Source organism: Cereibacter changlensis JA139 (genome assembly GCF_003034985.1).
In the GTDB taxonomy this organism is placed as follows: Bacteria; Pseudomonadota; Alphaproteobacteria; order Rhodobacterales; family Rhodobacteraceae; genus Cereibacter; species Cereibacter changlensis.
This window is the reverse complement of sequence record NZ_PZKG01000070.1, coordinates 1-21,788: the sequence shown is the minus strand read 5'-3', so window position 1 is coordinate 21,788 and position 21,788 is coordinate 1. Positions and strand designations below refer to the sequence as shown.

Sequence of the window (21,788 nt, the reverse complement as noted above, 5' to 3'; positions counted from 1 at the left end):
GTCGATCCTCTCGGGCGTCGCATATGTCGCTGGTGGCCGAAGTGCTGGAGCGGATGCGCCGCGAGGGGATCGAGGCGCCGCTGGTGATCGGCGGCATCATCCCCGAGGAGGACGCCGCCCGCCTGCGCGCCCTCGGCGTCGCGGCGGTCTACACGCCCAAGGATTTCGAGCTGAACCGCATCATGCTCGACATCGTCGGCCTGGTCGACCCGGAGGTCGCCGCCGCCTGACGGCTTCTTCTTGGCAGAAATACTCCCGCGCGGAGCGCGCCTGAGCAGCCCGCCCGCGGCGGGCTGCGAGGCAAGAGCAGCGGCGGCCGGTCGCCTGACCGGACGCCTCCGCCTGGTTCAGGCGTGGATCGCGCCGTCGCCGCAGGCCAGCGCCGCCTCGCGCACCGCCTCGGAATAGGTCGGATGCGCATGGCAGGTCAGCGCCAGATCCTGCGCCGAGGCGCCGAATTCCATCGCCACGCAGACCTCGTGGATCAGATCGCCCGCCCCCGGCCCGATGATGTGGCAGCCGAGGATGCGGTCGGTCTCCTTGTCGGCCAGAAGCTTCACGAAGCCCTCGGCCTGGAACACCGCCTTGGCGCGGGCATTGCCCATGAAGGGGAACTTGCCGACCTTGTAGGCCCGGCCCTGCTCCTTCAGCATCTCCTCGGTCACGCCGACGCTTGCCACTTCCGGCGTGGTATAGACCACGCCCGGGATGACGCCGTAGTTCACATGGCCATGCTTGCCGGCCAGCACCTCGGCCACCGCCATACCCTCGTCCTCGGCCTTGTGCGCCAGCATCGGCCCCGGCACGCAGTCGCCGATGGCATAGACCCCCGGAACCGTGGTCTGGAAATGCCCGTCGATCTTCACCATGCCGCGCGGCAGCATCTCGACGCCCAGCGCCTCCAACCCCAGCCCCTCGGTGAAGGGCCGGCGCCCGGTCGCCACCAGCACCGCATCGGCCTCGATGGTCGCGGCCTTGCCATCCTTCTTCAGCTTGTAGCCGACCTTGGCCTTGCCACCCTCGACCGTCACCGCCTCGACCGCGGCGCCCATCACGAAGCTCAGCCCCTGCTTCGCGAGAATCTTGTGGAAGCTCTTCACCACCTCGCCATCCATCCCCGGCAGGATCGCGTCGAGATATTCGACCACCGTCACCTTGGCGCCGAGCCGGGCATAGACCGAGCCCATCTCCAGCCCGATCACCCCGGCTCCGATCACCACCATGGTCTCGGGGATCGCCTCCAGCGCCAGCGCGCCGGTCGAGGTGACGACCGTCTTCTCGTCCACCGTCACGCCGGGCAGCGAGGCCGGCTCGGAGCCGGTGGCGATGACGATCGACTTCGCCTCGTGGACCTCGTCACCGACCTTCACCTTCCCCGCCTCGGGGATCGAGCCGAAGCCCTTCAGCCAGGTGATCTTGTTCTTCTTGAACAGGAACTCGATCCCCTTGGTGTTGCCGTTCACCACATCCTGCTTGTAGGCCTGCATCTTGGCCCAATCGACCGTCGGCGCGGCGCCCATCAGGCCCATCTTCTCGAAATTCTCATGCACCTCGTGCAGGTGATGCGTGGCGTTCAGCAGCGCCTTCGAGGGGATGCACCCGACGTTGAGACAGGTGCCCCCCAGCGTCTCGCGCGCCTCGACCACGGCGGTCTTCAGACCGAGCTGGGCGCAGCGGATGGCGCAGACATAGCCGCCGGGCCCGGCGCCGATCACGATCACATCGAAACTTGCCATTCTTGTTCTCCGGTTGTCGCGCCACGATCCTGCCGGTCTCTGGCGGGGCGGCGGGGGGCTGTCTGCCCCCCGTGCCCCCCGAGGATATTTGGGCAAGGTGAGGGCGCAGGACTCAGATCAGTGCGGCGAGGATCATCGCCACGGTTGCAGTGAAGCCGACCATCCAGATCACCGAGCGCCAGGGGCGCCAGCCGAAGGCATAGGCCGGAATGTAGAGCAGGCGGGCAGCGAGGAAGATCCAGCCGCAGGCGGCGGTGACGCCGCTCGACTGCCCGCCGAGCGTGACCACCACGACCGCCAGCGTGAACAGGATCAGCGCTTCCCAGGTGTTGTTCATGGTGCGCTGCAGCCGCCCCGTCAGGGTCGACAGCGGCGCATCCGGCGGCTTGTCGCGCGGGCTGGTGGTGTAATTCGCCCCGAGCTCCATGTTCGCCAGCACCGAGAAGGGCAGGAAGGTCGCGGCCTGCAGCAGTCCGGCGAGGGCGAGGGCGGTGAGTTCGGGCGTCATGCGCAGGCTCCGGAGCGGGAGAAGGGCGCGCCGCCGCGCCCTCCGGTCACGTGGGTGGAGGTCTCCCCACCCCACGTCGCAGTTCATCGTCTCGCAGGGTGGGGTTCCATCCCACCGATCCGCCGTAGGGTGGGGTTCCACCCCACCCGGGTCACAGATCCATCAACAGACGCCGCGGGTCTTCCAGCGCTTCCTTCACCCGGACGAGGAAGGTCACGGCGCCCTTGCCGTCGACGATGCGGTGATCGTAGCTCAGCGCCAGATACATCATCGGCCGGATGACGATCTGTCCGCCGACCACCACCGGACGGTCCTGGATCTTGTGCATGCCGAGGATGCCCGACTGCGGCGGGTTCAGGATCGGCGAGGACATCAAGGAACCGTAGACTCCGCCGTTCGAGATGGTGAAGCTGCCGCCCTGCATCTCGGCCATGCTGAGCTTTCCGTCGCGGGCGCGCAGGCCGAGCTCGCCGATCTTCTTCTCGATGGCCGAGAAGCTCATCTGGTCGGCGTCGCGCACCACCGGCACCACGAGCCCCGAGGGCGTGCCGACGGCGACGCCCATGTGGACGTAGTTCTTGTAGACCACGTCGGTGCCGTCGATCTCGGCGTTCACCTCGGGCACTTCCTTCAGCGCATGGGTGCAGGCCTTCACGAAGAAGGACATGAAGCCGAGCTTCACGCCATGCTTCTTCTCGAACATGTCCTTGTATTCGTTGCGCAGCCCCATGACCGCCGACATATCCACCTCGTTGTAGGTGGTCAGCATGGCGGCAGTGTTCTGCGCCTCCTTCAGGCGGCGGGCGATGGTCTGGCGCAGGCGGGTCATCTTCACCCGCTCCTCGCGCCCCGCGTCATCGGCGGGCACCGGCTGGCGCGGCATCGACGCGGGCGCAGCCGCCGGGGCCGGAGCCGCTGCCGGGGCGGAGACCGCCTTGGCCACGTCTTCCTTCATCACCCGGCCGTCGCGGCCGGTGCCGGTGACGGCATCGCGGCTGATCCCGGCCTCGGCCATCGCCTTCTTGGCGGCGGGCGCATCCTCGACGTCCTTCGACGCAGCCGCTGCCGGAGCGGCCTCGGGCGCCGGTTCGGCCTTGGCGGCAGGCGCCGGAGCGGCGGCCGCGCCATCGGTGGAGATCAGCGCCAGACGCGCGCCGGCGGCGACCGTGGTGCCCTCGGGCACGAGGATCTCGGCCAGCACGCCCGCGGCGGGGGCCGGAACCTCGACCGAGACCTTGTCGGTCTCCAGCTCGCACAGCATCTCGTCCTGCGCCACGGTCTCGCCCGGCTTCTTGAACCAGGTCGATACGGTGGCCTCGGACACCGATTCTCCCAGCGCTGGCACCATCACGTCGATCATCTTTCTCTCTCCCGCGCCGGCCTTGGCCTCAGCGACTTTCTGCACCTTGTCCGACGGGCCTGCCGCAGAGGCATCCGCCGCACCAATTTGCCCCAGAAGGGCAGCGACGCCGACGGTCGTTCCCTCCGGCGCCACGATTTCATCGAGCCGCCCCGCCACGGGGGCATGGACCTCGACCGTCACCTTGTCGGTTTCCAGCTCGCAGAGCATGTCATCCACGGCGACGATGTCACCCGGTTTCTTGAACCAGGTGGCGACCGTCGCCTCGGAGACGCTTTCGCCCAGCGAGGGAACCCGGACTTCCGTTGCCATGCCCTCAGCCCCCGATCGTCAGGGCGTCAGCCACCAGCGTGTCCTGCTCCGCCTTGTGGCGGCTGGCAAGACCCGTGGCGGGCGAGGCGGAGGCGGCGCGGCCGACGTAGACCGGGCGCTGGTGCCGGGCCCCGATCCGGGTCAGCACCCATTCGAGGTTCGGCTCGACGAAGGTCCAGCCGCCCTGGTTCTTCGGCTCTTCCTGGCACCAGACCACCTCGGCGTCCTTGAAGCGGCCCAGCTCCTTCACCAGGCTCAGCGCCGGGAAGGGATAGAACTGCTCCAGACGCAGCAGATAGACATCGTCCAGCCCACGCTTGTCGCGCTCGGCCAGCAGGTCGTAGTAGACCTTGCCCGAGCAGATCACCACGCGCCGGATCTCGGCGTCGGGCTTCAGCACGGTCTCGGAATGGCCCTTCTGCGCGTCGTCCCACAGCACCCTGTGGAAGCTCGACCCCGAGGTGAAATCCTCGGCGTTCGAGATGCACAGCGGATGCCGCAGCAGCGACTTTGGCGTCATCAGGATCAGCGGCTTGCGGAAGTTGCGGTGGATCTGCCGGCGCAGGATGTGGAAGTAGTTCGCCGGGGTCGAGCAGTTCGCCACGATCCAGTTGTCATTGGCCGACATCTGCAGGAAGCGTTCCAGACGGGCGGAGGAATGCTCCGGCCCCTGGCCTTCGTAGCCATGCGGCAGCAGCACCACGAGACCCGACATCCGCAGCCACTTCGACTCGCCCGAGTTGATGAACTGGTCGAACATGATCTGCGCGCCGTTGGCGAAATCGCCGAACTGCGCTTCCCAGAGCACCAGTGCGTTGGGCTCGGCCAGCGAATAGCCGTATTCAAAGCCGAGCACCGCATATTCCGAGAGCATCGAGTCGATGACCTCGTAGCGCGCCTGGCCGGAACGGATGTTGTTCAGCGGGTAATAGCGTTCCTCGGTCGACTGGTCGATGAAGGCCGAGTGCCGCTGGCTGAAGGTGCCGCGGGTGCAGTCCTGGCCCGAAAGCCGCACCGGGTAGCCCTCCGAGACCATGCCGCCGAAGGCCAGCGCCTCGCCGGTGGCCCAGTCGAAGCCCTTGCCGGTCTCGAACATCTTGGCCTTGGCATCGAGCTGGCGCTGCACGGTCTTGTGCAGGTCGAAGCCTTCCGGGGCGCGGGTCAGCGCCTTGCCGATCTCGGCCATGGTTTCGGGCGCGATGGCGGTCTGGCCGGCCTGATACTCGTCCTTGTTGCGGTCGAGATGCTTCCAGCGGCCGTCGAGCCAGTCGGCCTTGTTCGGCTTGTAATCCTTGCCGGCCTCGAACTCCTCGTTCAGCCGGGCCTGGAAGGCCGCCTTCATGTCCTCGATCTCGCCCTCGGGGATCAGCCCATCCTTCACCAGCCGCTCGGTATAGAGCTGCAGCGTCGTCTTGTGCTTCTTGATCGAGGTGTACATCGCCGGGTTGGTGAACATCGGCTCGTCGCCTTCGTTGTGACCGAAGCGACGGTAGCAGAAGATGTCCAGCACCACGTCCTTGTGGAACTTCTGGCGGAATTCGGTCGCGACCTTGGCGGCATGCACCACGGCTTCCGGGTCGTCGCCGTTGACGTGGAAGATCGGCGCTTCCACCATCAGCGCGATGTCGGTCGGATAGGGGGAGGAGCGCGAGAAGGACGGCGAGGTGGTGAAGCCGATCTGGTTGTTCACCACGATATGGATGGTGCCGCCGGTGCGGTGACCGACGAGACCCGAGAGGCCGAAGCATTCGGCCACGACGCCCTGCCCGGCAAAGGCCGCGTCGCCGTGCAGCAGGATCGGCAGCACCTGCTCGCGCGACTTGTCGCGCAGCTGCTCCTGCTTGGCCCGCACCTTGCCCAGCACGACCGGGTTCACCGCCTCGAGGTGCGAGGGGTTGGCGGTCAGCGACAGGTGGACCTCGTTACCGTCGAAGGTGCGGTCGGACGAGGCGCCGAGGTGGTATTTCACGTCGCCGGAGCCGTCGACGTCATCGGGCTTGTAGCTGCCGCCCTGGAATTCGTTGAAGATCGCCCGGTAGGGCTTCATCATCACATTGGCCAGCACCGACAGGCGGCCGCGGTGCGGCATGCCGATGACGATGTCCTTCACGCCCAGCGCGCCACCGCGCTTGATGATCTGCTCCATCGCCGGGATCAGGCTCTCGCCGCCGTCCAGACCGAAGCGCTTGGTCCCCATGTATTTCACATGCAGGAATTTCTCGTAGCCCTCGGCCTCGACCATCTTGTTGAGGATGGCGCGACGGCCCTCGCGGGTGAAGTGGATCTCCTTGCCGAAGCCCTCGATCCGCTCCTTCAGCCAGGCGGCCTGCTCGGGGTCCGAGATGTGCATGTACTGCAGCGCGAAGGTGCCGCAATAGGTGCGCTTCACGATGTCGATAATCTGTCGCATGGACGCGACCTGCAGACCGAGCACATTATCGATGAAGATCGGCCGATCCATGTCGGCATCGGTGAACCCGTAGGACTTGGGGTCGAGCTCCGGGTGGTTCGAGGTGTTGCGCATCTTCAGCGGGTCGAGATCGGCGGCCAGATGGCCGCGGATCCGGTAGGCACGGATGATCATCAGCGCGCGGATCGAATCCAGCACGGCGCGCTGCACCTGCGCATCGGTCAGGCTGACGCCCTTCTCCTGCGCCTTGGCGGCGATCTTCGTCCCCGCCGCCTTGGCCTCCTTGGCCGGCGCCGCCGGCCATTCGCCGGTCATCGCCGCCGTCACGTCGTCGGTGGGCATCGGCGGCCAGTCGGCGCGCGCCCAGCTCGGGCCCTGCGCCTGACGCTTGGCGTCCAGCTCGCTGTCGCCGAGGCTGCGGAACAGCTCCGCCCAGCCCGCATCGACCGAGGCCGGGTCGGCGGCATAGCGCGCCTGCAGCTGGTCGATGTAATCGGCGTTATGTCCCTGCAGGAAGGACGAAGCGTGGAACTGGTCGTTGGCGGAGTGTTCCGTCATGGCGGCACCTGACTGGTTGCGAGCCCGCGCCACCTTCCGTGGCGCGGGTTAGGATTGAGTTACTTGCCGATGGCTTCCATCACGGCCTGGCCGAGATGGGCCGGGCTGTCGGCCACGACGATCCCGGCGCTCTTCATCGCCTCGATCTTCGATTCCGCATCGCCCTTGCCACCGGCCACGATGGCCCCGGCATGGCCCATGCGACGGCCCTTCGGCGCGGTGCGGCCCGCGATGAAGCCTGCGGTCGGCTTCCAGCGGCCGCGCTTCTTCTCGTCGGCCAGGAACTGCGCGGCTTCCTCTTCGGCCGAGCCGCCGATCTCGCCGATCATGATGATCGAGGTGGTTTCCGGATCGGCGAGGAACATCTCGAGCACGTCGATATGCTCGGTCCCCTTGATCGGGTCGCCGCCAATACCCACGGCCGAAGACTGGCCGAGCCCGAGATCCGTCGTCTGTTTCACGGCCTCATAGGTAAGCGTGCCCGAGCGCGAAACAACACCCACCGAGCCGCGCTTGTGGATATGGCCCGGCATGATGCCGATCTTGCAGGCGTCGGGCGTGATGACGCCGGGGCAGTTCGGCCCGATCAGCCGCGACTTCGAGCCTTCGAGCGCGCGCTTCACCCGCATCATGTCCAAGACCGGGATGCCTTCGGTGATGCAGACGATCAGCTCCATCTCGGCGTCGATCGCCTCGAGTATCGAGTCGGCGGCGAAGGGCGGCGGCACATAGATCACCGAGGCATTGGCCCCGGTCACATGGCGCGCCTCGTGCACCGAGTTGAACACGGGCAGGTCGAGATGGGTCGAGCCACCCTTGCCCGGGGTCACGCCGCCGACCATCTTGGTCCCGTAGGCGATGGCCTGCTCCGAGTGGAAGGTGCCCTGGCTGCCGGTGATGCCCTGGCAGATGACGAGAGTGTTTTCGTTTACGAGGACGGCCATCGGATTATCCCTTCACCGCTTTGACAATTTTCTGCGCGGCATCCGAGAGGTTGTCCCCGACGATGACGTTCAGACCGGAGTTGCGGATGATTTCCTTGCCCAGCTCCACGTTGGTGCCTTCCAGACGCACGACCAGCGGCACCTGCAGACCGACCTCGCGCACCGCGGCGAGAACGCCTTCGGCGATGACGTCGCAGCGCATGATCCCGCCGAAGATGTTGACGAGGATGCCCTTAACGTTCGGGTCCGAGGTGATGATCTTGAAGGCTTCCGTCACCTTCTCCTTCGTCGCCCCGCCGCCCACGTCGAGGAAGTTCGCGGGCTCGGCGCCGTAGAGCTTGATGATGTCCATCGTGGCCATCGCGAGGCCCGCGCCATTCACCATGCAGCCGATCTCGCCGTCGAGCGCGATGTAGTTCAGGTCGAACTTCGAGGCGGCGAGCTCCTTGGGGTCTTCCTCGGTCTCGTCGCGCAGCGCGATGATGTCCTGATGGCGGTAGAGCGCGTTGCCGTCGAACGACACCTTGGCGTCCAGCACCTTGATCTCGCCCGCAGGGGTGACGATCAGCGGGTTGATCTCCAGCATCTCCATGTCCTTCTCGAGGAAGGCCTTGTAGAGCAGCTTGATCAGCCCGACGCATTGCTTGACCTGCCCGCCTTCCAGCCCGAGGGCGAAGGCGACGCGGCGGCCGTGGAAATCGGACAGGCCCGAGGCCGGATCGACGGAGAAGCTGAGGATCTTGTCGGGCGTGTGGGCCGCGACTTCCTCGATGTCCATGCCGCCTTCGGTCGAGACGACGAAGGAGATGCGGCTGGTCTGGCGGTCCACCAGCAGCGCGAGGTAGAGTTCGCGCGCGATGTCCGAGCCGTCCTCGATGTAGATGCGGTTCACCTGCTTGCCGGCCGGGCCGGTCTGGTGGGTGACCAGCGTGCGACCCAGCATCTGCTTGGCCAGCTCGGCCGCCTCGCCGACCGACTTGGCCAGACGCACGCCGCCCTTCTCGCCGGCTTCGGGCTCCTTGAAGCTGCCCTTGCCGCGGCCGCCCGCGTGGATCTGCGCCTTCACGACCCAGAGCGGGCCGTCGAGTTCGCCCGCGGCGGTTTTCGCTTCTTCGGCTTTCAGCACGACCCGGCCGTCAGACACCGGCGCGCCGTAGCTGCGCAGAAGCGCCTTGGCCTGGTATTCATGGATGTTCATGGACTGTCCCATCGCTGATGATTTGGGGCGTAATGGCATGGAAACAGGCAGGTTCAAAACGGCTTTTTCGTCTCAGGCGCCTTTTGGCCGAGAAATCCGACATTTGTGATCACACGCCTGAAAACTGTGATCACAAGCGCGCGGCCTGTTGAAACGCAAGGAAATCCGCCGCGACTCGGCCGTCAGATCGGGCGGTACAGCCAGTCGCGCAGCCGCACCCGCCAGCGGCTCGGCAGCTTCAGGTTTCGCCCCGCCTCCGGGGTCGGCTGCAGCCAGTCGGGCAGCACGCTGGTCAGTTCCGACGCCCCGCCGGCCTCCAGCAGCGCACGGTAATAGGGCAGCGTCTGGTCGGTGCAGAGCAGCTGGTTCAACTGGGCGATCTGCGGCTTGTTCAGCATGTCGCCGACCCCCAGCGGGGTCGTCGGATCGCCCACCGGGTTCTGGTGCAACAGCGGCTGATGCAGGATGCGCGGCGCCGAGAAGGAGCGCCCGAGCCGCATGAAGGGCCCGAAGAACATCACGTTGTATTCGGGCGGCAGCACATGCATCCGCAGGTCCGAGCGGTAGAGCAGCGCGCGCAGCGAAGGCTGGTCGAACTTCTGCTGCCGCTCGTGCACCCATGTCTGCCAGTCGGTGAGGAAGCGCGTGGTGCGCGGATTGCGGCGCAGCGCGATCAGCCCGCCGTTCATCACTGGAAAGGCCACCGGCACCGGCGCTTCGGGCAGTTGCGCCACGTTGCGGGCGTCGTTGCGGCGCTGTTCGGCAGTCAGGGCGATGTCGAACCGGTCGAGCAGGTCGAAGATGTCCCCCACCGGCGCCACCACCATCGTGTCGGCATCCATGTAGAGCGTGTGCTCGAAGCGGCTGCGCAGCAGCGCCTCCATCTTGGGGCGGCGCGAGACCCGCTCCAGTCGGTGGACCCGGTTGAACACCGGATCCTCCAAGGCTTCATCGCAGAAGAGGTCGATCTCGGCCTCGGGATGGACCCGGCGCAGCGCCCGTGCGGAGCGCCGCGCCAGCGTCAGGTAGTCGCGTCCCGTTGCGGCGTAGACGAACCCCCGGTCGGCCATCTCAGGCAAGCGACGGATCAATGCCCTTGCAGGCTGCCACGAGGCCCTTCACCGCGTCGACCGACTTGTCGAACATCGCCTGCTCGTCGGCGTTCAGCTTGATGTCGACGATCCGCTCGATCCCGCCGGCGCCGATGATGGTCGGCACTCCGACATACATCCCGTTCAGCCCCAGCGCGCCATCGACATAGGCGGCGCAGGGCAGCAGGCGCTTCTGGTCCTTGAGGAAGGCTTCCGCCATCTCGATGGCCGAGGTCGCGGGCGCATAGAAGGCCGAGCCGGTCTTCAGCAGGCCGACGATCTCGGCGCCGCCGTCACGGGTGCGCTGCACGATGCCGTCCAGCTTCTCCTGCGTGGTCCAGCCCATCTCGACCAGATCCGGCAGCGGCACGCCGCCGACGGTGGAGTAGCGCACCAGCGGCACCATCGTGTCGCCATGGCCGCCCAGCACGAAGGCCGTCACGTCGCGCATCGAGACGTTGAATTCCACCGACAGGAAGTGCCGGAAGCGCGCCGAGTCGAGCACGCCCGCCATGCCGACGACCATGTGGTGCGGCAGGCCGGAGAATTCGCGCAGCGCCCAGACCATCGCGTCGAGCGGGTTGGTGATGCAGATCACGAAGGCGTTCGGCGCATGGGCGGCGATGCCCTCGCCAACCGATTTCATGACCTTGAGGTTGATCCCCAGAAGGTCGTCGCGGCTCATGCCCGGCTTGCGCGGCACCCCGGCGGTGACGATGCAGACATCGGCGCCCGCGATCTCCTCGTAGGAATTGGCGCCCTTCATCACCGCGTCGAAGCCTTCGGACGGGCCCGACTGGGCGATGTCCAGCGCCTTGCCCTGCGGCGTGCCTTCGGCGATGTCGAACAGGATGACGTCGCCGAGTTCCTTGATCGCGGCGAGATGGGCGAGCGTGCCGCCGATCTGCCCTGCACCGATCAGCGCAATCTTGGGTCTGGCCATGAGGATACTCCGGGTGATTGGTTGGGAAATGTCGCGGGATGGGTAGACCTTCGCAGCCTGCCGCGCAAGCGTCACAAGCCGACGACGCGCGCCGGACCTGTTTCCCGGAGGATGTTTGCGCTAAAGCCGACCCCGCGCCGGCAGGCGGCCGCCGCAGCGGTATCCGATTGCATACCGGAGGGCGGGTAGATGATTCGGGAAGGCTGGAATGGCAGGGGTTGAGTTCTGGGCGCTGGCGATCCTCGCCTCGCTGCTGGTCGGGCTGAGCAAGGGCGGGCTGCCGGTCGTCGGCATCCTCAGCGTGCCGCTCCTGTCGCTGGTGATCTCGCCGGTCACGGCGGCGGGTCTCCTGCTGCCGATCTACGTCGTCTCCGACATGTTCGGGCTCTATGCCTATCGCCACGCCTTCGACAAGCGGGTGCTGCTGATCCTCATCCCCGGCTGCGCCATCGGCGTGGCGCTCGGCTGGGCCACCGCCCATGTGGTGCCCGAGACGCTGGTCGGCGGGCTGGTCGGGCTGATCGGCGCGGTCTTCGCCGCCAACCTGCTGCTGCGCCGCACCGATCCGCCGCAACGCCCGGCGACCGTGGTCCCGGGGCTGTTCTGGGGCACGCTCACAGGCTTCACCAGCTTCGTCAGCCATGCCGGCGCGCCGCCCTATCAGGTCTACGTGCTGCCGCTGCGGCTGGAGAAGATGGTCTTCGCCGGCACCTCGACGATCCTCTTCGCCTATGTGAACGCGATCAAGCTGATCCCCTATTACGCGCTCGGCCAGCTGACGCTGGAGAACCTCGAAATCGCCGCCTGGCTCAGCGTGCCAGCGGCGCTGGCGGTCTTCGCCGGGGTGCGGCTGGTGCATGTGCTGCCGGCGAAGCTCTTCTTCCGCATCGTGGTCTGGGCGCTGCTGGCGATCTCGCTTCGGCTGATCTGGCAGGCGGCGGTCCCGCTCTGGACCTAGTTTCTGCGCTGCGGCAAATCGGGGCTTGCCGAATGTGCCGCGAATGTGGTTCCAAGCGAAAGAAAATTGCTTGGGAGAGAATCATGGCGCAGGCTGCCCACCCCTTCCGTTCGGTGCTCTACATCCCCGGCTCCAAGGAGCGGGCGCTGGAGAAGGCCCGCGGCCTGCCGACCGACGCCATCATCTTCGACCTCGAGGATGCCGTCTCGCCGGACGAGAAGGACCACGCCCGCAGCCTTCTGGCCGAGACGCTGGCCAGTGCCGACTACGGCCACCGCTTCCGCATCGTCCGGCTGAACGGGCTCGACAGCCCCTGGGGCGCCGCCGACATCGCCGCCTTCGCGGTCGCCAAGGCGGATGCGATCCTGATCCCCAAGGTCTCCTCCCCCGCCGATGTCGAGGCGGTGGCGGCGCAGATCCCCGACCTGCCGCTCTGGGCGATGATGGAAACGCCGCTCGCCATGCTGAACGCCGCCGCCATCGCCGCGCATCCGCGGCTCACCGGCATGGTGATGGGCACCAACGATCTGGCCAAGGAACTGGGCGCCCGCTTCCGCCCCGACCGGCTGGCGATGCAGGCCGGGCTCGGGCTCTGCCTCTTGGCGGCGCGGGCGCATGGGCTGACCATCGTCGATGGCGTCTACAACGCCTTCAAGGATGACCACGGCCTGCGGCTCGAATGCGAACAGGGCCGCGACATGGGCTTCGACGGCAAGACCCTGATCCACCCGGCCCAGCTCGAGATCGCGAATGCCGCCTTCTCGCCCTCCGAGTCCGAGATCTCGCTGGCGCTGCGCCAGATAGCCGCATTCGAGGAGGCGGAAAAACAAGGGCTTGGCGTGGCGGTCGTGGATGGAAAGATCGTCGAGAACCTGCATATCGTGACCGCGCGGCAGACTCTGGCCAAAGCCGAGGCGATTGCCGCGTTTTCCGCAAGCTGAGAGGCTAGCCATGTTGCTGTTGATCCTCGGTGTCGCCCTCTGGGTCGCCGTCCACCTGTTCAAACGCGTCGCCCCCGAAGCGCGCCGCCCGCTGGGCGAGAAGTTCAAGGGCGTCGCGGCCATCCTGCTGGTCGTCTCCGTCGTGCTGATGGTCATCGGCTACCGCGGCTGGGAAAGCCCGGTGCTCTATGCCACCGGCCCCGGCTTCTGGCATTTCAACAACCTGCTGATGGTGATCGCGCTGATCGTCTTTGGCGCGGGCATGGCCAAGGGCTGGCTCTGGACCAAGATCCGCCACCCGCAGCTCTACGGTTTCACCCTCTGGGCCATCGCGCACCTGCTGGTGAACGGCGATCTCGCCTCGCTGATCCTCTTCGGCGGGCTCGGCATCTGGGCTCTGGTCGAGGTGGCGCTGATCAACCGGCAGGACACATGGGTGCGGCCCGCCTCGGGCGGGATAAAGCGGGATGGCGCCCTCGTCGCCATTTCGCTGGTGATGTATGGGTTGATCGCAGGCATTCACATCCTGCTTGGCCACAACCCCTTCCTCGGAACCACCGCATGAAACTCTACCGCTTCCTGACCGAAGACGACACCTCCGCCTTCTGCCACAAGGTCACTGCCGCGCTGAACAAGGGCTGGCACCTGCATGGCGACCCGACCTACGCCTATGACGCCGCCAAGGGTGTCATGCGCTGCGGTCAGGCGGTGGTGAAGGACGCGGCAGGCACCTACACGCCGGACACCAAACTCGGAGACCACTGAATGAAGACAGGCGCGGGACGGTTCTTTGAAGACTACAGGCTGGGTGAAACCATCGCCCACGCCGTCCCGCGCACCGTCTCCGGCGGCGAGCGCGCGCTCTACCACGCGCTCTACCCGGCCCGGCACGCGCTTTCCTCCTCCGACGAATTCGCCCGCGCCTGCGGCCTGCCTGCCGCGCCGATCGACGATCTGGCGGCCTTCCATCTGGTCTTCGGCAAGACCGTCCCCGACATCAGCCTGAACGCCGTCGCCAACCTCGGCTATGCCGAGGGCCGCTGGCACCTGCCGGTCTGGCCCGGCGACACGCTGCGCTCCGAAAGCACGGTGATCGGGCTGAAGGAGAACTCCAACGGCACCTCCGGCGTGGTCTATGTCCGCACCCGCGGGCTGAACCAGCGCGATGAACTGGTGCTGGACTATGTCCGCTGGGTCATGGTGCGCAAATCCCGGCTCGACGCCCCGGCGCCCGAGCCCGTGCTCCCGACGCTGGCCCAGACCGTCGCGCCCGACACGCTCCCGATCCCGGCGGGGCTCGACTTCAGCCGCTACGACTTCGCTCTGGCGGGCGAGCCGCACCGCTGGGGCGACTATGCCGTGGGCGAGCAGATCGACCATGTCGATGGCGTCACCATCGAGGAAGCCGAGCACATGCTGGCGACCCGGCTCTGGCAGAACACCGCCAAGGTGCATTTCGACGCCACCAACCGCGCCGACGGCAAGCGGCTGATCTACGGCGGCCATGTCATCAGCCTCGCCCGGGCGCTCAGCTTCAACGGGCTGGCGAATGCGCAGATGATCGTCGCGCTGAACGCGGGCGCCCATGCCAACCCCTGCTTCGCCGGCGACACGGTCCGCGCCTGGTCCGAGGTGCTCGACAAGGCCGAGACACCGGCCCCCGGCGTCGGCGCGATCCGGCTGCGTCTGGTCGCGGTGCGGCACGGCGCCGAGCCCTTCGCGCTCCGGACCGAAGATGGCAAGTACCGCCCCGACGTGCTGCTCGACCTCGACTATTGGGCGTTGATGCCCCGCTGAGTCCCCGACCCGGCGCAGGCCAAGCTGCTTGCGCAAACATGTGATCACAGGCGGAAATATTGTGATCACGTTTCCGAATTTTTTGTGGCGCTCCCCGGCTTTTGCCGCATATGCACGGGAAGCACCCCGTGACTTGGGCGAAAAACACGTTATGACGCAGGCAAGACAGCCGTCCGCCGGTCGATCCGCGGGCACGCTAGCGAAAGGGAACGATCATGGCTGAGACGAAACGGGCACGGCCCCTTTCCCCCCATATTCAGATTTACCGCCCCCAGCTCACCTCGACGACCTCGATCCTTACACGGATCACCGGCAACGGGCTGATCATCGGCACGATGCTGGTCGTCTGGTGGCTGCTGGCCGCGGCGCTCAGCCCCGAGGCCTTCGAGACCGCCGACTGGGTGCTGACCTCGTGGTTCGGCGATCTGGTGCTGACCCTCTCGGTCTGGGCGCTCTGGTACCACTACCTCGCCGGCCTGCGTCACCTCTACTGGGACACCGGCAACGGGCTGGAGATCGAGACCGCCGAAAAGCTCGGCTGGGCCTGCATCATCGGATCGGTCGTGCTGACCATCCTCACGATCATCGTCATCTGAGGGGAAGCGCCATGCGTTACATCACCGCCCGCAAACGCGCCGAAGGCATGGGCGCCGCCCATCACGGCACCGACCGGCACTGGTACATGATGGTCAGCGCCGTCGGCCTCGCCGTGCTGATCCCCGTCTTCATCTACATCTTCGGCACCGCCGTCGGTCAGGGCCGTGACGCCGTGCTCGAGATCTTCTCGCACCCGTTCAACGCGATCCTCTCGGGCCTCGTGCTGTTCTTCGGCATGCGCCACTTCGCCGAGGGCTCCACCGTGATGATCGAGGATTACTGGCAGGGCGTCACCCGCCGCCTGCTGGTGATCTGCGCACAATCTTTCGCCTATGGCCTCTGCGCGATCGGGCTTTTCGCCCTCGCGAAGATCGCACTCTGAGGGACGGACAATGGCAGCTTACGAATACGAGACCCATGACTATGACGTGGTCGTGGTCGGAGCCGGCGGCGCCGGTCTGCGCGCGACGCTGGGCATGGCCGAACAGGGTCTGCGCACCGCCTGCGTGACCAAGGTCTTCCCGACCCGCAGCCACACCGTCGCGGCGCAGGGCGGCATCGCCGCTTCGCTGTCCAACATGGGCCCGGACAGCTGGCAGTGGCACATGTATGACACGGTGAAGGGCTCCGACTGGCTCGGCGACACCGACGCCATGGAATACCTCGCCCGCGAGGCGCCCAAGGCGGTCTACGAGCTCGAACATTACGGCGTGCCCTTCTCGCGCACCGAACAGGGCAAGATCTACCAGCGGCCCTTCGGCGGCCACACCACCGAATTCGGCGAAGGCCCGCCCGTGCAGCGCACCTGCGCCGCCGCCGACCGCACCGGCCACGCCATCCTGCACACGCTCTACGGCCAGAGCCTCAAGCACAACGCCGAGTTCTTCATCGAGTACTTCGCCCTCGACCTGATCATGCAGGACGGGCGCTGCACCGGCGTCGTGGCCTGGAAGCTCGACGACGGCACGATCCACGTCTTCAACGCCAAGATGACCGTGCTCGCCACCGGCGGCTACGGCCGCGCCTATTTCTCGGCGACCTCGGCCCATACCTGCACCGGCGACGGCAACGGCATGGTGGCCCGCGCCGGCCTGCCGCTGCAGGACATGGAGTTCGTGCAGTTCCACCCGACCGGCATCTACGGCTCGGGCTGCCTGATCACCGAGGGCGCGCGCGGCGAGGGTGGGTATCTCACCAACTCCAACGGCGAGCGCTTCATGGAACGCTACGCCCCGACCTACAAGGATCTGGCCAGCCGCGACGTCGTCTCGCGCTGCATGACCATGGAGATCCGCGAAGGCCGTGGCGTGGGCGAGCATGGCGACCACATCCACCTGCACCTGAACCACCTGCCGCCGGAAACGCTGGCGCTGCGCCTGCCCGGCATCTCGGAATCGGCCCGCATCTTCGCCGGCGTCGACCTGCACAAGGAGCCGATCCCGGTTCTGCCGACGGTGCATTACAACATGGGCGGCATCCCGACGAACTACTTCGGCGAGGTGCTGAACCCGACGCCCGGCAACCCCGATGCGGTCTTCCCCGGCCTGATGGCCGTGGGCGAGGCCGGCTGCGCCTCGGTGCATGGCGCGAACCGCCTCGGCTCCAACTCGCTGATCGACCTCGTGGTCTTCGGCCGCGCCGCGGCGATCCGCGCTGGCGAGATCGTCAGCCCGAACGAATTCCAGCCGGCGGTGCCGAAGGGCCAGATCGACCAGATCCTCGGCCGCTTCGACGCCATGCGCCACGCCAACGGCGCGATCCCGACGCCGGAGCTGCGGCTCGAGATGCAGAAGACCATGCAGGCCGACGCCGCCGTCTTCCGCACCGACAAGACGCTGGCCGAAGGCGTCGAGAAGATGACCGCCATCGCCGGCAAGATGGCCGACTTGAAAGTGACCGACCGCAGCCTCATCTGGAACTCGGACCTGATGGAAACGCTGGAGCTCGGAAACCTGATGCCGAACGCGCTGACGACCATCGTCGCCGCCGAAGCCCGCAAGGAAAGCCGCGGCGCCCACGCGCACGAGGACTACCCGAACCGCGACGACGAGAACTGGCGCGTGCACAGCCTCGCCTGGGTCGACGACACCAAGGTCACGCTGGGCAACCGCCCGGTGCACCTCGACCCGCTGACCACCCATGCCGAGGGCGGGATCGACCTGAAGAAGATCGCGCCGAAGGCGCGGGTCTACTGATGCGCGCCGCGGTCCTGATCGCTGCGCTGACGCTCACCGCCTGCACGCCGCAGGAGTTTGCCGATGACGTGGCGCGCCGGGCCGCGCGCACCGTGGTGCTGCCGGTCGTGCAGCAATACATGCCCGGTCCCGCCGCCGAAGGCGTCACCGTCTGCATCATCGACAACGCGAGCGCCGGCGAACTCTCGTCGCTGGCGCGCGATGTGGGCGTGCGCGCCGGGACCACCACGGTGCAGACCGTGCTGGCCGTCGCGCAGCGCCCGGCCACGACGCAATGCATCCTGAACAGCGGCCTGCCGCTGCTGCGGGGCTGACATGCGGCTGGTCGCCCCCGCCCTGCTGCTGCTTCTGGCCGCCTGCGGCCCGGTCACCCAGCAGCAGGCCGAACGCCAGTGCTTCGAGCGGGCGCGGCTTGCCCAGCAGCCGCGCGGCGAGGTCGGCGTCGGGGCCAGCAGCGACGGCGGCGCCTCGGCCCGGCTGAGGCTGAACGTCTCCTCCGACTTCCTCATGGGTCGCGACCCCTCTGCGGTCTTCGACTCCTGCGTCTTCCAGAAGACCGGCCAGCCGCCCACGCAGCCGTTCTACTCCCGAACAGACTTGAAGGGATAACCCATGGTCCAGCTCACGCTCCCGAAGAACTCCAAGGTCCGCACCGGCAAGACCTGGCCGAAGCCCGACGGCGTCAATGTCCGCAAGTTCCAGATCTACCGCTGGAGCCCGGATGACGACGAGAACCCGCGCGTCGACACCTATTTCGTCGACATGGACAAGTGCGGCCCGATGGTTCTCGACGCGCTCATCAAGATCAAGAACGAGATCGACCCGACGCTGACCTTCCGCCGCTCCTGCCGCGAGGGCATCTGCGGCTCCTGCGCCATGAACATCGACGGCATCAACACGCTGGCCTGCATCTACGGGCTGGACGAGGTGAAGGGCGACGTGAAGATCTATCCGCTGCCGCACCTGCCGGTGATCAAGGATCTCATCCCCGACCTCACCCTGTTCTACGCCCAGCATGCCTCTATCATGCCGTGGCTGGAAACCAAGACGGTGAAACCGGCGAAGGAATGGCGTCAGGCGATCGAGGACCGCGAAAAGCTCGACGGTCTCTACGAATGCGTGATGTGCGCCTGCTGCTCCACCTCCTGCCCGAGCTACTGGTGGAACGGCGACCGCTACCTCGGCCCGGCCGCCCTGCTCCATGCCTACCGCTGGATCATCGACAGCCGCGACGAGGCGACGCCGGAGCGGCTGGATGCGCTGGAAGACCCCTTCAAGCTCTACCGCTGCCACACGATCATGAACTGCGCCAAGACCTGCCCGAAGGGTCTGAACCCGGCGAAGGCGATTGCCGAGATCAAGAAGATGATGGTCGAACGGGTCATCTGACCCTACCCGACCCCCGGCAAGGGCGCGCCCCAGTGGCGCGCCTTTTTCGTTGCGGAACACCTGCCGCATCCAGCCGTTAGCCTCCAGCCCCGGCGCTTCAGCCCGGATCGAGGAGACGGCCCGAATGACCATCCTGCCCCGCCGCGGCGGTCTTGCCACCCTGCTGCACAACCCCGGCGCGGGCGGAGGCGATCACCAGCGCAACGCGCTGGAATGTCTGCTGCAGGCGCAGGGCTTCACCGTCACCGCCACCTCGACCAAGGCCCCCGACGTGGCCGAGGTTCTGGCCCTGCCCGCCGATCTCTATGTTCTGGCGGGCGGCGACGGCAGCGTCGGCAAGATGCTGCGCCGCCTGCCCGACCGTTCGGCCCCGGTGGCGATCATCCCGCTCGGCACCGCCAACAACACCGCCACCTCGCTCGGGATCATCGGCGACCCCGAGGCGCTGATGGCCAACCTGCGCGACGCCGCCGTGCGGCCCTTCGACATCGGCTGCACCGCCGGCCCCTTCGGCCGCTGCGATGTGGTGGAAGCCGTGGGTCTCGGCGCGCTCGCCTCGACCATGGCGCTGGAGCCGGTGGGCACCAAGGAGGAAAACATGGCCAACGGCCGCCGCGCCTTCTCCGAGGCGCTCGACACGACGGAGCCGCGCGAGTTGCGCCTGATCCTCGACGGCACCGCGCATTGCGACGCCTGGCTGGCGGTGGAGGTGCTGAACCACGGCCACGCCGGCCCCCGCCTGCCGCTGCTGCCCAAGGTCGATCTCGGCGACGGCATGCTCGACGTGCTGGCCCTGACCGAGGCGCATCGCAAGCCGATGCAGGCCTGGCTCAAGTCCGACATGAAACGCCGCCCGCCCGGTCTCGTGCTGCGCGCGCGCCGGGTGCGCTTCGACTGGGACGGCGCGCTGCCGCTGCGCATCGACGACAAGCTGCAGGCGCCGCCCGCCGACCCCTCGCCCATTACCATCACCGCGCGGTCGCGGACCTTCGACATCCTCGTGCCGCGCGACAGCGGAGGACATCATGGCTGACCAACAGGATCTGGCAGAGATCGAACGCATCGCGGTGGAACTGGCGAATGTCGCCGGCGCCGAGATCACCCTGGCTCTGGGCCGAATTCTCGACGTGCGCTACAAGGAAGAGCTCGACCCCGACCAGCCCTACCGCGACCCGGTCTCAGAGGTGGACGACCGCGTGGAAAAGCTGATCCGCGCCCGTCTGGCCGAGATCTTCCCGACCCATGGCATCATAGGCGAGGAAATGGACGAGGAGCTGCCGCAGGACAGCGACTTCGTCTGGGCCATCGACCCGGTGGACGGCACCGCCAATTTCGTCAACGGCTTCCCGCTGTTCTCCGCCTCGATCGGCGTGCTGCACAAGGGCGTGCCGGTGGTCGGCGCGCTCTGGTGCGCCGCCAGCCACGCCCTGCGCCCCGGCGTCTACCACGGGCGGCAGGGCGGCAGGCTGATGTTCGAGAATGTCGCGGTGGAGCCGCGGCGCAACCCGCTGGTGCGCCGTCGTCTGGTGGGCATGCCGCAGCCCGTGCAGGGCTGGGGCCTGTGGGAGACGCGCAAGACCGGCTCCGCCGCCATCGAATGCGCCTTCGTGGCGGCGGGCCTGCTGGAAGCCGCCCGCTTCAACACCCCGAACATCTGGGACGTGGCGGGCGGCATCGCCCTGGCCCAGATCGCCGGAGCGCGGGTCTTCACCCGCGCCGAGGACTGGGCCGAGTTCACCGGCTTCGGCGCGCCAGCGCAGCTCGCCCGCTGGAAGCAGCCGCTGATCCTCGGCCATTCCGAGCCGGCGCTGCTGCTGGAGCATCTCGGCCAGTAGGGCTCAATGCGCCGAGTGCCGCGCCATCTCCTCATAGGTCGGAGCGTTCGGGCAGAAATGCACATCCTCCGGCCCCAGATGCTCGGCATCGGCCAGAGCGCGCTTGCAGGCCTTCAGCGACCCGCAATGGGCGCAGACATCGAGCAGCTCCAGGTAATCCGAATAGGCATGCTGCACCTCGTTCGGCTCCAGCCCGAAGACCTGCGCCATCTGCAGCAGCCGCTCGCCGACGTTTTCCGGCATGCGGGCGAACTGCTCCATCTGCCAGCGGGTCAGGCCGAGATCCTCCAGATCCCGGTCCGACATCTGCCGCACCTCCTGCAGCCTGTGCCATTGATCAAAGATGGCGCGCACCCGTTCCAGCATAGCGATTCCCTCGGCCTGATGTGAAAGCTTCGGCTCCGGGGATATCGAATGCTGAATCTGACAGACATGATCCGGATCAACAAATCCGGGCCATCACCCGGCAAGATGTCGCAGGCCCTGGGTCACGTCGGTCCGCACCGCCAGCCGCAGCCCCGGCTCGTCCCCCGCCCGCAGCGCGGCGAGGATGATGCGGTGATGCTGCGGCGGCTCGTTGCGCCTGAGCCGCCCGTAGAGCGCGCGCATCGTCGGCCCCAGCTGCAGCCAGACCGTCTCGGCCATCGCCAGCATCGCCGGGGCCTGCGCCCGGAGATAGAGCGTGCGATGGAACTCCAGATTGGTGCGGATATAGCCCACCGCATCGCCCTTCGCGACCGCCTCGGCATTGGCGCCGTTGATCGCCGCCAGCCGGTCGATCAGCGCGAAATGCGCCCGTGGCAGCGCCCGCGCCGCCAGCTCCGGCTCCAGCAGCGCCCGGATCGCCGCCAGCTCCTCGATCCGCTCCGGCGTCAGCTCCGGCGTCGCCACCCGCCCGGAGGAGGAGAGCGAGAACGCCCCCTCCGCCACCAGCCGCCGCACCGCCTCGCGCGCCGGCGTCATCGACACGCCATAGCTCTTGGCCAGCCCGCGCAAAGTCAGCGCCTGCCCCGGCG

The 21,788-nt window shown here is 67.2% G+C and carries 24 protein-coding genes; 14 read left to right on the top strand and 10 right to left on the bottom strand.

The features are described from left to right. On the top strand, positions 1 to 230 hold a 230-nt coding region (locus C5F48_RS14535; protein WP_373454345.1), incomplete at its 5' end, for a cobalamin B12-binding domain-containing protein. Between the two features lie 117 nt (positions 231 to 347). On the opposite strand, the gene lpdA is transcribed toward C5F48_RS14535, so the two are convergent. The 8 genes from lpdA to mdh form a co-directional block, all read right to left on the bottom strand. Next, a complete protein-coding gene (gene lpdA / locus C5F48_RS14530; protein ID WP_107664621.1) occupies positions 348 to 1,736 on the bottom strand; it encodes a dihydrolipoyl dehydrogenase in 1,389 nt (462 codons plus the stop codon). A 112-nt stretch (positions 1,737 to 1,848) separates the two neighbouring features. Continuing rightward, complete coding sequence (locus C5F48_RS14525; protein ID WP_107664620.1) at positions 1,849 to 2,244, bottom strand: MAPEG family protein; 396 nt, start codon at positions 2,242 to 2,244, stop codon at positions 1,849 to 1,851. Between the two features lie 151 nt (positions 2,245 to 2,395). Next, entirely contained in the window at positions 2,396 to 3,916 is a 1,521-nt protein-coding gene (gene odhB, locus C5F48_RS14520; protein WP_107664619.1) for a 2-oxoglutarate dehydrogenase complex dihydrolipoyllysine-residue succinyltransferase, read from the bottom strand. Positions 3,917 to 3,920: 4 nt separating this feature from the next. After that, positions 3,921 to 6,884, bottom strand: coding sequence for a 2-oxoglutarate dehydrogenase E1 component (locus C5F48_RS14515; RefSeq protein WP_107664618.1), 2,964 nt, complete (start codon positions 6,882 to 6,884; stop codon positions 3,921 to 3,923). Between the two features lie 59 nt (positions 6,885 to 6,943). Beyond that, on the bottom strand, positions 6,944 to 7,828 hold the full coding sequence (gene sucD, locus C5F48_RS14510) for a succinate--CoA ligase subunit alpha (protein ID WP_107664617.1): 885 nt from the start codon (positions 7,826 to 7,828) through the stop codon (positions 6,944 to 6,946). 4 nt (positions 7,829 to 7,832) lie between these two features. After that, positions 7,833 to 9,026: an ADP-forming succinate--CoA ligase subunit beta gene (sucC, locus tag C5F48_RS14505; RefSeq protein WP_107664616.1), complete on the bottom strand. Its 1,194-nt coding sequence runs from the start codon at positions 9,024 to 9,026 to the stop codon at positions 7,833 to 7,835. A gap of 182 nt (positions 9,027 to 9,208) precedes the next feature. Further along, positions 9,209 to 10,096 (bottom strand): putative nucleotide-diphospho-sugar transferase, encoded by an 888-nt coding sequence (locus C5F48_RS14500; protein ID WP_107664615.1) that lies wholly within the window; start codon positions 10,094 to 10,096, stop codon positions 9,209 to 9,211. Between the two features lies 1 nt (position 10,097). After that, entirely contained in the window at positions 10,098 to 11,060 is a 963-nt protein-coding gene (mdh, locus tag C5F48_RS14495) for a malate dehydrogenase (protein WP_107664614.1), read from the bottom strand. 208 nt (positions 11,061 to 11,268) lie between these two features. Between mdh and C5F48_RS14490 the strand changes: the two genes are divergently transcribed. From C5F48_RS14490 to C5F48_RS14430, 13 genes are all read left to right on the top strand, one after another. Continuing rightward, on the top strand, positions 11,269 to 12,018 hold the full coding sequence (locus C5F48_RS14490; RefSeq protein WP_107664613.1) for a sulfite exporter TauE/SafE family protein: 750 nt from the start codon (positions 11,269 to 11,271) through the stop codon (positions 12,016 to 12,018). Between the two features lie 83 nt (positions 12,019 to 12,101). After that, positions 12,102 to 12,959 (top strand): (3S)-malyl-CoA thioesterase, encoded by an 858-nt coding sequence (locus tag C5F48_RS14485; protein WP_107664612.1) that lies wholly within the window; start codon positions 12,102 to 12,104, stop codon positions 12,957 to 12,959. 10 nt (positions 12,960 to 12,969) lie between these two features. Next, positions 12,970 to 13,524, top strand: coding sequence for an NnrU family protein (locus C5F48_RS14480; protein ID WP_107664611.1), 555 nt, complete (start codon positions 12,970 to 12,972; stop codon positions 13,522 to 13,524). Then, a complete protein-coding gene (locus C5F48_RS14475) occupies positions 13,521 to 13,724 on the top strand; it encodes a DUF1737 domain-containing protein (protein ID WP_107664610.1) in 204 nt (67 codons plus the stop codon). Before C5F48_RS14480 ends, C5F48_RS14475 begins: the two co-directional genes overlap by 4 nt. Next, on the top strand, positions 13,725 to 14,756 hold the full coding sequence (locus tag C5F48_RS14470; RefSeq protein ID WP_107664609.1) for a MaoC family dehydratase: 1,032 nt from the start codon (positions 13,725 to 13,727) through the stop codon (positions 14,754 to 14,756). Between the two features lie 215 nt (positions 14,757 to 14,971). Continuing rightward, on the top strand, positions 14,972 to 15,352 hold the full coding sequence (gene sdhC / locus C5F48_RS14465; RefSeq protein ID WP_107664608.1) for a succinate dehydrogenase, cytochrome b556 subunit: 381 nt from the start codon (positions 14,972 to 14,974) through the stop codon (positions 15,350 to 15,352). Between the two features lie 11 nt (positions 15,353 to 15,363). Then, the gene (locus C5F48_RS14460) at positions 15,364 to 15,735 is read left to right on the top strand and encodes a succinate dehydrogenase, hydrophobic membrane anchor protein (protein ID WP_107664607.1); all 372 of its coding nucleotides are present in this window, start codon (positions 15,364 to 15,366) and stop codon (positions 15,733 to 15,735) included. 10 nt (positions 15,736 to 15,745) lie between these two features. Continuing rightward, a complete protein-coding gene (gene sdhA, locus C5F48_RS14455) occupies positions 15,746 to 17,548 on the top strand; it encodes a succinate dehydrogenase flavoprotein subunit (RefSeq protein ID WP_107664606.1) in 1,803 nt (600 codons plus the stop codon). Then, positions 17,548 to 17,862: a hypothetical protein gene (locus tag C5F48_RS14450; RefSeq protein WP_107664605.1), complete on the top strand. Its 315-nt coding sequence runs from the start codon at positions 17,548 to 17,550 to the stop codon at positions 17,860 to 17,862. The genes sdhA and C5F48_RS14450 overlap by 1 nt, the downstream gene beginning before the upstream one ends. A 1-nt stretch (position 17,863) precedes the next feature. Then, positions 17,864 to 18,157, top strand: a complete 294-nt coding sequence (locus C5F48_RS14445) for a hypothetical protein (protein ID WP_107664604.1) — start codon at positions 17,864 to 17,866, stop codon at positions 18,155 to 18,157. Between the two features lie 3 nt (positions 18,158 to 18,160). Continuing rightward, on the top strand, positions 18,161 to 18,937 hold the full coding sequence (locus C5F48_RS14440) for a succinate dehydrogenase iron-sulfur subunit (protein WP_107664603.1): 777 nt from the start codon (positions 18,161 to 18,163) through the stop codon (positions 18,935 to 18,937). Between the two features lie 124 nt (positions 18,938 to 19,061). After that, entirely contained in the window at positions 19,062 to 19,970 is a 909-nt protein-coding gene (locus C5F48_RS14435; protein WP_107664602.1) for a diacylglycerol/lipid kinase family protein, read from the top strand. After that, a complete protein-coding gene (locus C5F48_RS14430; protein ID WP_107664601.1) occupies positions 19,963 to 20,772 on the top strand; it encodes an inositol monophosphatase family protein in 810 nt (269 codons plus the stop codon). Before C5F48_RS14435 ends, C5F48_RS14430 begins: the two co-directional genes overlap by 8 nt. Before the next feature lie 3 nt (positions 20,773 to 20,775). Here C5F48_RS14430 and C5F48_RS14425 read toward each other — a convergent pair whose 3' ends face one another. After that, a complete protein-coding gene (locus tag C5F48_RS14425; protein ID WP_107664600.1) occupies positions 20,776 to 21,138 on the bottom strand; it encodes a DUF1127 domain-containing protein in 363 nt (120 codons plus the stop codon). 93 nt (positions 21,139 to 21,231) lie between these two features. After that, on the bottom strand, positions 21,232 to 21,788 hold a 557-nt coding region (locus C5F48_RS14420; protein WP_107664599.1), incomplete at its 5' end, for a GntR family transcriptional regulator.